This is a genomic window from Geomonas sp. (assembly GCF_056994735.1).
Window position 1 is genome coordinate 1 of sequence record NZ_JBXKJL010000289.1, and the last position, 10,553, is coordinate 10,553.

At 57.8% G+C, this 10,553-nt stretch carries 10 protein-coding genes, 1 other RNA gene and 2 pseudogenes; 12 read left to right on the plus strand and 1 reads right to left on the minus strand.

The window, feature by feature from the left end:
• The 12 genes and pseudogenes from AC11W3_RS12505 to AC11W3_RS12560 all read left to right on the plus strand — a co-directional run.
• A partial coding sequence (locus tag AC11W3_RS12505) for a methyl-accepting chemotaxis protein (RefSeq protein ID WP_484093108.1) occupies nt 1-531 on the plus strand: 531 nt, incomplete at its 5' end.
• 550 nt (nt 532-1,081) lie between these two features.
• Complete coding sequence (gene panB / locus AC11W3_RS12510; protein WP_484093109.1) at nt 1,082-1,885, plus strand: 3-methyl-2-oxobutanoate hydroxymethyltransferase; 804 nt, start codon at nt 1,082-1,084, stop codon at nt 1,883-1,885.
• Complete coding sequence (gene panC, locus AC11W3_RS12515) at nt 1,882-2,721, plus strand: pantoate--beta-alanine ligase (RefSeq protein ID WP_484093110.1); 840 nt, start codon at nt 1,882-1,884, stop codon at nt 2,719-2,721. The genes panB and panC overlap by 4 nt, the downstream gene beginning before the upstream one ends.
• A 5-nt stretch (nt 2,722-2,726) precedes the next feature.
• Complete coding sequence (gene panD, locus AC11W3_RS12520; RefSeq protein WP_484088273.1) at nt 2,727-3,125, plus strand: aspartate 1-decarboxylase; 399 nt, start codon at nt 2,727-2,729, stop codon at nt 3,123-3,125.
• A gap of 264 nt (nt 3,126-3,389) precedes the next feature.
• Nucleotides 3,390-4,661 (plus strand): amidohydrolase family protein, encoded by a 1,272-nt coding sequence (locus AC11W3_RS12525; protein WP_484088272.1) that lies wholly within the window; start codon nt 3,390-3,392, stop codon nt 4,659-4,661.
• Between the two features lie 358 nt (nt 4,662-5,019).
• Nucleotides 5,020-5,493 (plus strand): SsrA-binding protein SmpB, encoded by a 474-nt coding sequence (smpB, locus tag AC11W3_RS12530; protein ID WP_484088271.1) that lies wholly within the window; start codon nt 5,020-5,022, stop codon nt 5,491-5,493.
• A gap of 55 nt (nt 5,494-5,548) precedes the next feature.
• Nucleotides 5,549-5,900: a transfer-messenger RNA gene (ssrA, locus tag AC11W3_RS12535) on the plus strand.
• 463 nt (nt 5,901-6,363) lie between these two features.
• Nucleotides 6,364-6,615 (plus strand): GIY-YIG nuclease family protein, encoded by a 252-nt coding sequence (locus AC11W3_RS12540; protein WP_484088270.1) that lies wholly within the window; start codon nt 6,364-6,366, stop codon nt 6,613-6,615.
• Between the two features lie 12 nt (nt 6,616-6,627).
• Nucleotides 6,628-6,864: pseudogene (locus tag AC11W3_RS12545) on the plus strand (Fic family protein); the annotation flags it as partial.
• A gap of 325 nt (nt 6,865-7,189) precedes the next feature.
• Nucleotides 7,190-8,536, plus strand: a complete 1,347-nt coding sequence (locus tag AC11W3_RS12550; RefSeq protein WP_484088269.1) for a Fic family protein — start codon at nt 7,190-7,192, stop codon at nt 8,534-8,536.
• Nucleotides 8,537-8,631: 95 nt separating this feature from the next.
• A pseudogene (locus AC11W3_RS12555) lies at nt 8,632-8,871 on the plus strand (Fic family protein); the annotation flags it as partial.
• Between the two features lie 513 nt (nt 8,872-9,384).
• The gene (locus AC11W3_RS12560; RefSeq protein ID WP_484093111.1) at nt 9,385-10,056 is read left to right on the plus strand and encodes a hypothetical protein; all 672 of its coding nucleotides are present in this window, start codon (nt 9,385-9,387) and stop codon (nt 10,054-10,056) included.
• 308 nt (nt 10,057-10,364) lie between these two features.
• Here the strand turns inward: AC11W3_RS12560 and AC11W3_RS12565 are convergent.
• The coding region (locus tag AC11W3_RS12565) for a hypothetical protein (RefSeq protein ID WP_484093112.1) at nt 10,365-10,553 on the minus strand (189 nt) is incomplete at its 5' end.

Consider the following 10,553-nt stretch of genomic DNA (forward strand, 5'->3'; position numbering starts at 1 on the left):
CTGCAGACCGGTCTTTCCACCGGCGAGATCACCAGCATCATCGAAGAGATCATGACGGAATCGCGCATTGCCGCCGACAACGTCACCGTCACCAAGGAACTGGTCAAGAAAGGTGTGAAGCTCGGGCACCAGACCGGGGCGGCCCTCACCAGCATCCTCGACAGCTCGCAGACGGCGATGGACATGACCCAGCAGATCAAGCTGGCCACCGAGGAGCAGTCGGCGTCGGTACAGATGGTGACCCAGTCGATCGAGGACGTGAGCTCCATGACCAGCCAGATCTTCAAGGCCTCGAAGGAACAGGCCCAGGCTACCAAGACGGTCGCGCGTGCCCTGGAAGAGGTCAAGGGGATGAGCCATGACGTGGCGGCCGCAGCCGGAAGGCAGACTATAGATGGTGAGGAGATCAAGCGCGCCGTCGGGTCGGTCACCCAGATGGCGGACAGCATCTTCAACGACATGGAAATGCGCCAGGATGAGAGCGGCCAGGTGGTGAAGGAGCTCGAGCAGATGAGGGCGAGCGCACAGTAGGTTTGCCAGTTTTTAGGTTTGCCAGTTTTCCTGATAATCCCCAAATGACCGGTGTGCGATTTCTTTTTTGGACCTGCGACCTCTCCCCCTTCGAGAAATGGGGGGGAGGGGGATGCTCTCCAACCCTCCCTCAACGCCCCTGAAGCCTCCCGATCCCTGCGGTGCACCCGGCTGCCATCGCGCTCTTCGACTCAAAAATGTAAACATTTCCAGAAAAAGGTGGACTTGATCCCCTTCATGTGTTACAAGCCTCATGTGCAATAACGGTGTTTTGGCCCGCTATATCCAAGTGGAGCCGTCACGAACGTCGGGGTTGCAGCAAATACCGCCTGGATTTGAAAGAACCGGTACGGGAGCGATAGCTGACCAAGAGATGCGCCCAATGTGCGCGCAGCGTCTCTTATATACAGCGTCTTCCACACCGGAGGGCGTTTTTTTGTGTTTATCGTCGCGGATGAGGGGCGTGGCAGGAAGGACGGGGGAGCCGCCGTTGTCGAGCCTGCGTTTTATTACTGCCAGTCCTGACCGTTCACAAGGCAATGGAGCAGCTATGCAGAAGAGCAAAACCATTCTCGATTTCCAGAGGATGAAGGCGGAAGGGGAACGGATCGCGGTACTGACCTGTTACGACTATCCCACGGCAGCCATTCTGGACGGCTGCGGCATCGACATGATCCTGATAGGCGATTCGGGAGGGGTGGTCGTCGCCGGTTACGACAACACCCTTCCGGTCACGATGGAGGAGATGCTCTACCACACGAGGGCCGTAGTCAGGGCGCGCACCAAGGCCTTCGTGGTGGCGGATCTTCCCTTCCTCTCCTACCAGACCGACATCAAGAGCGCCAGGCTCAACGCCGGCCTCCTCATCAAGGACGGCGGCGCCGCCGCGGTAAAGCTCGAGGGTGGGGTCAACGTCGAGGAGACCATCGCCGCCATCACCTCCATGGACATCCCGGTGATGGGGCATATCGGCCTCACCCCGCAGTCGCTGCACCGGATGGGCGGATTCAAGGTACAGGGGAAGGGCGAGGAGCAGGCTGAAAAGCTCCTGGAGGATGCCCGCGCCGTCGAGCGCGCCGGAGCCTTCTCCGTCGTCCTGGAAGGAATCCCCATGGGGCTGGCGGCCAAGATCACCGAGGAGCTCTCCATTCCGACCATCGGCATAGGTGCCGGGCCGCACTGCGACGGCCAGGTGCTGGTGCTGCACGACATCCTCGGGCTGTGCAGCAAGTACTCCCCGAAGTTCGTGAAAAGGTACGCGGAACTGACCCCGCTGATAAGCGAGGCGGTCTCCAGCTACATCGCCGACGTCAAGGGCGGCACATTCCCCGAAGAGAGGCATTCCTTCAAATGAAAGTGATACATTCGGTCGCAGAGATGCAGCAGTTCGCCCGCGAAAACCGCGGCAGGATCGCGCTGGTTCCCACCATGGGATACCTCCACGAGGGGCACGCCTCGCTCATGGTGGAGGCCCGGAAGAGGGCGGAAGTCGTCGTCGCCAGCATCTTCGTCAACCCGACCCAGTTCGGAGTCAATGAGGATCTGGACAGCTACCCCAGGGATCTGGAGCGTGACAAGTCTGTGGCTGAGGCCGCCGGCGTCGATGTCATCTTCGCCCCGACCGCTGCCGACATGTACCCGAAGGGTTACCAGACCTATGTCAACGTCGAGGAGATCACCACCCATCTGTGCGGCGCCAGCCGCCCCGGCCATTTCCGCGGCGTGACCACCGTCGTCGCCAAGCTCTTCAACATCGTTTCGCCCAAGGTGGCGGTCTTCGGGAAGAAGGACTTCCAGCAGCTGGCGGTGATCAGGCGGATGGTGGAAGACCTGAACATGGACGTGGAGATCGTGGGGATGCCGATCGTGCGCGAGTTTGACGGGCTGGCCCTGAGCTCCCGGAACGTGAAGCTCGACCCGGCGCAGCGCGCGAGCGCCCTCTGCCTTTCGAGGGCTCTCAAGGCGGCGAAAACGACTTTGGCCGCGGGGGTCACCTCCGTTGCCGCGCTTACCGATGCGACACGCGCCGTCATCAACGCCGAGAGAACGGCTGAAATTGATTATCTGGAGTTCAGGGATCCGGACACCCTGGCCCGGCTGGAAAATGCGGACGAGAGAACGCTGCTCGCACTGGCGGTGCGATTCGGCTCAGTACGACTAATCGACAATTGCATTCTTGGGGAGGAATAGACGCTATGGATAGGAAGATGCTGAAGAGCAAGATTCACAGGGCGACCGTGACGGGGGCAGATCTCCACTACGAGGGGAGCATCACCATCGACAAGGAACTCATGGACGCCGCAGATATCATCCCGTACGAGGCCGTCTGCATATGGGACGTCGATAACGGAAGCCGCTTCGAGACCTACGCCATCGAAGGCGAACCCGGCTCGGGCGTCATCTGCATCAACGGCGCGGCCGCCAGGATGGTGGCTCCGCGCGATCTCGTGATCATCGCCAGCTTCGTCAACATGCCCAACGCCGAGGCCCTGGCCCACACGCCGAAGCTGGTCTTCGTGGACGACAAGAACAGGATGCTGGATACCCGCAAGGAAGTCGCCGGGCAGGGCACGCTGAAGAGCGTCAGCTGGTAACGCGGTTCCCCTCCGGATTTGCCCCAGTTTCGCTACCGGAGCTAAATGCCGACTGCCGATTGCCAGCCAATCGCAGCCGGCATTCCGTGTTATACTGACGTATGTTTTTAGAGCCGCCTTCTTCCCCTCCGCCGCGACGCAAGTTGCAGGTAGAGCGTGGTAGGAAGCCGCTTCTGATCCCCCCCTTTGCAAAGGGGGGCTAGGGGGGATTTGGTTCTTGTCCGACCGCCCCAACTTCTCGGCAACTGAGGTACCTTCCAGCCTATGAAGATCTACGCCGCCTCATACCTCCTGCCGATCTCATCGCCCCCGATAGCCGGCGGGGCCATACTGGTTGACAACGGCCGCATCGCCGCCGTCGGCACCGTCGACGATCTGCACGCGGCCAGCCTGGCCCCCGTCACCCACTTTCCCGGCTGCGTCATCACCCCCGGCCTGGTCAATGCCCATACCCATCTGGAACTGACCCACTTTTCGGCGTGGAAGGTTCGCAAGGGGCTCGATTACCTGCCGAAAACCTACGTCGAATGGATCCAGCAGGTCGTGAAGATCAGGCGGGCGCTCCTGCCGGGGGAAGTGGAACTCTCGGTGAGGGAAGGGCTGCGTCTATCGATCGAGTCCGGTACCACCGCGGTCGGAGAGATACTGACCGACTTCGCCATGGCGCCTCTTTACCGCTCCTCCCCGCTGAACGGCAGGATCTTCCTCGAGGCCCTCGGGCACGACCGGTCGCAGTGCGAAAAGCTCCTGGAAAGGATGGAGAAGACCCTGCAGGCCATGCAGGGGGGGCTTCTTCCCGGCGTTTCACCGCACACCCCCTATACCGTCTCCGCCCAACTCTTCAAGCAGATACAGGAACTCTGCACCAGGCTCCGGATCCCGAAGGCGGTACACCTGTCGGAACCGGCGGAAGAAGTCTCCTTCATGCATGACACCACCGGGCCCTTCGCCGAGGTGCTCTATCCTACCGCGCACTGGGAGGAATACCTGCCCCATCCGATGCGGACGACCTCGACGAAGTATCTGGACGATCTTGGCGTCCTGGACAGCTCCACCATCGCGATCCATGCCGTGCATGTTACCCCGGCAGACGTGGCCATACTGAAAGAAAGAGGGGTCACAGTAGTCCTTTGCCCCCGCAGCAATGACCGGCTCTTCGTCGGCACGGCTCCGCATCATCTGCTGAAGAAGAGCGGCCTCTCCCTTGCCATCGGCACCGATTCCCTGGCCAGCAACGATTCATTATCGCTACTGGACGAGATCCGTTTCCTGCAGGAGATCTCTCCCGATCAATTCACACCGGAGGAACTTCTTTCCATGTCAACGATCGGTGGCGCCAAGGCCCTCGGGATCGAGGCCGGTGCCGGATCTCTTGATGTTGGCAAACGGGGAGACTTTCTTGTCTTCTCCGGCTGTGCTTCCGCCGTCGGCGAATCACCGTGCGCAGCCCTGCTGGATCGGGGCGTGCTGGAGCAGGTCTTCATCGCCGGCGAGCCTTACGCCGGACCCGGTGCACGGGAGTGTCTTGACGCATGACACAGGACAACAATTTTCCTTGAGGTCCGGGCGCCGTACGTCCCCCCCATTCCTCTACATTTCAAACTCCCCCTCGCCCTCCGGGAGAGGGTCGGGGTGAGGGAAGCCCGTATCTCCGTGGCACTTGCCCTCACCCCAGCCTTCTCCCATGGGGAGAGGGAGCAGTTTCTAAAGAAGATTAGGAAAGGAAAGAGGCAAAGCAAAAAAACTAACAGGACAACGCTGGGGGCAGGGGGGGATTAGCCTGACTGCGCTCCTCGTGGTGGCTGAAACCTTCCGGGGTCGGAACCGTTCCGGTATTTACCATCCAGTATTTCCCACTGTTAATTAGCATCCTAATCTGGTACTATCATTATTCATGGGTGAGAAGCTGATTTGCAACAATAAGAAAGCGTTCCACGATTACTTCATCGAGGAGCGTTTCGAGGCGGGCATGGTGCTGCAGGGGACCGAGGTGAAATCCCTCAGGTCCGGCAAGGCCAACCTCAACGACTCCTTCGCCATGGTCAAGAATGGCGAGGCGTTTCTGCACAATTTTCACATCCTGCCCTATGACTTCGGGAACCGGGAGAATCACGATCCTGACAGGATGAGAAAACTCCTGCTGCACAAGCAGGAAATCGTGAAGCTCTTCTCCAAGATCCGGGAGCAGGGGTACACGCTGATCCCCTTGAGGATCTACTTCAAGGATGGCAAAGTCAAAGCAGAGCTTGGGCTGGCCAAAGGCAAGAAGAACTACGACAAGCGCGAGACCCTGAAGCAGAAAGACATGCAGCGCGACGTCGTCGCCGCCCTGAAAGAAAGGTCGCGCGGCAGCAGAGACAGAGAGTAGAAGCCGGGGGGGGACTTCTTCCCGGGTGTGATAATTCTAGTAATAACAATTTTATGGGGGTGTAAAGGTTTCGACGGGGGTAATAAGCGAAGGTTGCATGCCGAGGTCCGGGTGGCTCGTTAAACAATCCGGGACGCATTAAGCGCCGATAACTACGAATACGCTTTAGCAGCTTAATAACCTGCTAACGATCTGCCGAGCCTCTCCCACGGGTGAGGACAGATCGTCATTTAAGTGGGATAGTTTCAGGGAGTGTCTGCGGCCCTGAGGCGAAACTTAGCGGAACCGCCTCTCATGAATCCCGGCCTGTGGAGTCTAGAGGGGTTAAATCAAAAACAGGTATAAGCATGTAGACGCCTTCTGTGTACGATTCTCGGACGCGGGTTCGATTCCCGCCACCTCCACCAGCCTTCGCCAAGGCTTCGGCTGGCACGCCAGTGCTAGCCGAAGCCTTGTTTTTTATGCGAAGGCTGTCCGCCGAAGTTGGTCCGCCGTAGCTTTAGCGCAGGCGGGGCGGTTAACGAAGGCGGGCTTTCCCCATTCGGCACACGCCAAGTGCCAGTCGGAGCCTTGTTTTTATGCGAAGGCTGTCCGCCGAAGTTGGCTGCGTAGCAGCCGTCTAACGAAGGCGGGCTTTCCCCATTCGGCACACGCCAGTGTCAGTCGGAGCCTTGTTTTTATGCGAAGGCTGTCCGCCGTAGTTGGTCCGCCGTAGCTTTAGCGCAGGCGGGGCGGTTAACGAAGGCGGGCTTTCCCCATTCGGCACACGCCAGTGCCAGCCGAAGCCTCGTTCTTATGCGAAGGCTGGCGTGCTTGACTCCACTCACTTGCAGCCGCAGCGAAGCGTCCGGCTGCTGCCCCGGAGGCAGTATGAAATACGTCTACCTCCTCCAGAGCATCTCCCATCCTGCCCAGCGCTATATCGGCCTCACCTCCGATGTTGACAAACGCCTTGCCGCCCACAACGCCGGCCAATCCCCCCACACCTCAAAATACCGCCCGTGGAAAATCGTGAGCTACCACGCATTCACTGACGAGAGCAAAGCCGCAGACTTCGAAAAGTACCTGAAGTCCGGTTCCGGCCGAGCCTTTGCCGAGAAGAGATTGTGGAGTGACGGATAAGACACCGTCACCAGCCACCCCTTCGTCGATGGCAACGGCAGGGCCGCGAGGTTGCTAATGAACCTGGCCCTGCTACAGGCAGGCTACCCGGTGACCATCATCCCGCCAGTGCTTCGCAGCGAGTATCTCGCCGCCGTGAGGGAGAGCAACACCGGCAACTTCGAGCCCTTCACGAACCTCCTCTCCAACATGGTCTGGGAGAGCCAGCGTGATTACCTGCGCCTGCTGCAAAGCCTCGAGAGGAAATAGCCAAGGCCATTCCGAAAAGAGATTTCCCCTCCCCATCCAAGCCCCCGTCTTCCTCAGCGAAGGTCGGGGCCTTTTCGTTTGGGCTGCATAATTGGGGGGCAATGGGGTAGGACTGAGGACCGGGGGACGAAAGATGAGGAGGCAACCATGACTTTATTGGCCAGCGCCGCTTGATCTCAGCACTCGGGGCTATGCCTGACGGGCAGTGTGCAAGAGTTCAACGGTCTACTAATTTGTTTTATTCTAGTAAACGACGCTTTACTAACATCAATTTTTTTAGTAGTCTGTCTTGCAGCAGTGAATTGGTGATGACGAGGAGCTCAGTATGAAACTTCCGGAAAGCCCGCCCGAATGGAACCTCCTCTTTGAGAAGTGTGTCAAAAATGAGACGTTCCTTAAGTTGATCCGATATGGAGGGAGCACCGATACCAAGGGGCGCTACCTGCATTGGGATAAGGTGCGCTATCTTGACCCACCGGACGGCTTTTCGGCTGAGGAATACTGGGCGGCAATGAAGTTAGCCCGGATCAACCAGTACCGCCCTCTCCCTTTTCTCGACAAGTCCGGGGAGCACTTTCAGTACTTGGTTACTGACCAGATGCTGGCCGTACTGCACTGGCTGGACCAAAATGCAAGTGGCGCCATCAAGATGGAGCAGCCGATCTCCAATCCTGTCGCCGGAAAAGCCTACCTGGTGAGCTCCCTGATGGAGGAGGCTATTAACTCCAGCATCATCGAGGGGGCCGCAACGACGAGGGAGGTGGCCAAAGAGATGCTCAGGGACGGAAGGCGCCCCAAAGACCATGGCGAAAGAATGATCTACAATAACTACCTTGCGATGCAGTTCATCCGTGAAGTGCACGATGAGACGCTGACGAAGGAGATGGTGTTGGAACTGCACCGGATTCTGACCGAGGGGACATTGGAGCCGGAAAAGGCCGGTCGACTGCGGACGGATGACGACAAGATCCATGTGGTCGGCGCTGACCATAAGATCCTGCACACGCCACCTCCGGCGGCGGAATTGGAAGAACGTTTGAAGCGTCTGTGCGACTTCGCCAACCAGAGTGAGGATGGCAGGAGCTTTCTGCACCCACTCTTGAAGGGGATCATTTTGCACTTCATGATCGGCTACGACCACCCCTTTGTGGACGGCAACGGTAGGACCGCGCGCGCCCTCTTCTACTGGTACGCCCTCAGACATGGCTACTGGCTGCTGGAATACCTTTCCATTTCAGCTGTGATTAAGGAGGCGCCCCAGCAGTACGTTAAAGCCTACTTGCACACCGAGAGTGATGGTAATGACGTTAGCTATTTCTTAATCCATCAATTGGAGACGGTACAGAAAGCAATTGAGAGAATGCATGCCTACCTGGCACGCAAGGCAGCCGAAATGGAAAGTGCTGAGCGGCTTTTGGACGGGACTACACTCAGGGGAGGGCTAAACGAGAGGCAGTTAGCGGTCCTTGAACACGCCCTGAAGCATCCGGGTGCGGTCTTTACGATTGAGGGGCATCGTAAGAGCCATGACACCAGCTACCAAACTGCCCGCACAGACCTGTTGCGACTTTCCGACGAACTGCAGATCTTGACTAAAAGAAAGAGGGGCAATGCATTTGTGTTTGTGGCACCGCTGAGCCTTAAGAAGGCACTGGAACCATTCAGGGTGTGACGTCTAAAGCCGCAGACTTTGAAAGCTACCTGAAGTCAGGTTCCGGCCGAGACTTTGCCGAGAACAGATTGTGGAGTGACGGATAAGACACCGTCACCATCCACCCCTTCGTTGATGGCAACGGCAGGGCGGCGAGGTTGCTAATGAACCTGGCCCCGCTACAGGCAGGCTACCCGGTGACCATCATCCCGCCAGTGCTTCGCAGCGAGTATCTGGCCGCCGTGAGGGAGAGCAACACCGGCAACTTCGAGCCGTTCACGGACCTCCTTTCCAACATGGTCTGGGAGAGCCAGCGGGATTATCTGCGCCTGCTGAAAAGCCTCGAGAGGAAATAGCCAAGTCCTTCCCGAACAACTATCTCAGAGTTTTTCCCGCCCCCGGGAAACTCGTGGAATCCATCCCGTTACGCGACGGTAAGGCATCAGGCTTGACAGCATCCAGCTTCTTATATGACGGTGGTGCAGCAACTTTCAGTCTTCCAATCCTGACCCATTGCCCCCCGGTTTAGTTTGACTCCCGATTGATGCCCCCCGGTCATTCTGCACAACTAAGCCCCGCCTAAGGCGGGGCGAAGAGACAAGACCCTTGGTTTCCAAAAGAGAAGCCAAGGGTTTTTATCGTCGATAAAGAAGACATGCCCTCAGCCGACCGTGGGAATACCGAAATCCCGGTGTCCTGACTCTCCGGTTGTACGCAAACTGATCAAGCTTTGATCCTGCCGGTAGCCGCTGCGGGGGAGCGTTTTTTCGGGAACGGAACTGAAAAAGTCCCCTTGACTCCCCTCCCAAGTACGGTAGCATTGCCGATCAAGTGCTTCGGTAGCTCAATCCAGCAGCGAGGTGATGCCTATGTTGGAAGAATACGACATCTTTGACATTAACTTCCGGAAGCAGGCTTACGCCGAATTCAACGTTACTCTTCACACTCTTGCGAACTCCTTGGAGACCCACCCGTTCTTCAAGGATAACTGGGAATCGTATGTGCCGGGCTCGTCGCACTTCAGGGACCACGCGACGCGATTGAAGGAGCTGGGTATCGGTGCCGACAGAGGGGACCGCGGACTGAAGGCGGAACGCGATGCCGAGAGGGCTCTTGCCGAGCTCCACATCGATGTGGCGGTGAAGTACATGGTGGTCCGCGCGGTCGACAAGAATGATCCTACCATACTGCACGATGCAGGCTTGCCGCTCAAGTCAAAGCCCCAAAAGAGCTTCAGCAGGAGTGCCTCGTCGACATCGGTACCTATAACCTTGGCCGTGAGGCATCTGAAAGGACAATCCGGATCCGTCATCATCGAAGGGAAGCACGTCAGGAAAGGGGGACCCTACCTGCTCCAGATCTGCAAGGGTGAGCCGATTTCTGAAGAAAGCTGGTACAGCCCCGGAGGTGACTACAACAGTTGCAGCAAGATCGTACTGAACAACCTGGAGCCGGCCAACAGGTATTATTTCAGGATGAGGACCGATGGACCCGAAGGACCTGGTCCTTGGTCCCAAGCGATGAGCCTCATCATCCTCTAACCCGCCCGCCACGGCCTGCCAGTACGCGCTCCGGCAGGCCGTGGCCCTTCAACAGCTCTTGCTGCCAAGTCCGCCTACTTCCCACCTCATCGAATCCCCGTTCTCACTAACACCATCGAAATTCGTCGCACGAGTTCCTGTCACACAGATGGAGTTTTTTTCATCCGGAAAATCGCTGAATTCATCCCGATAAGCCATGAATTGGTCTCGAAGCGGCGCGAAAATTTCTGCTCCCTGTTTTTTGGCCGGGAAACTTGTGGTATTCAACACGTTACGCGATGAATTCGTCTCGAAACCGCACGAAAAATTCAGCTCCATGTTTTTTCGCCGGGAGAATCGATGAATTCATCCCGGTACGCGCTGAATTCGTCTCGAAGCGGCGCGAAAATTTCTGCTCCCTGTTTTTTGGCCGAGAAACTTGTGGTATTCAACACGTTACGAAATGAATTCGTCTCGAAACCGCATGAAAAATTCAGCACCATGTTTTTTCGCCGGGA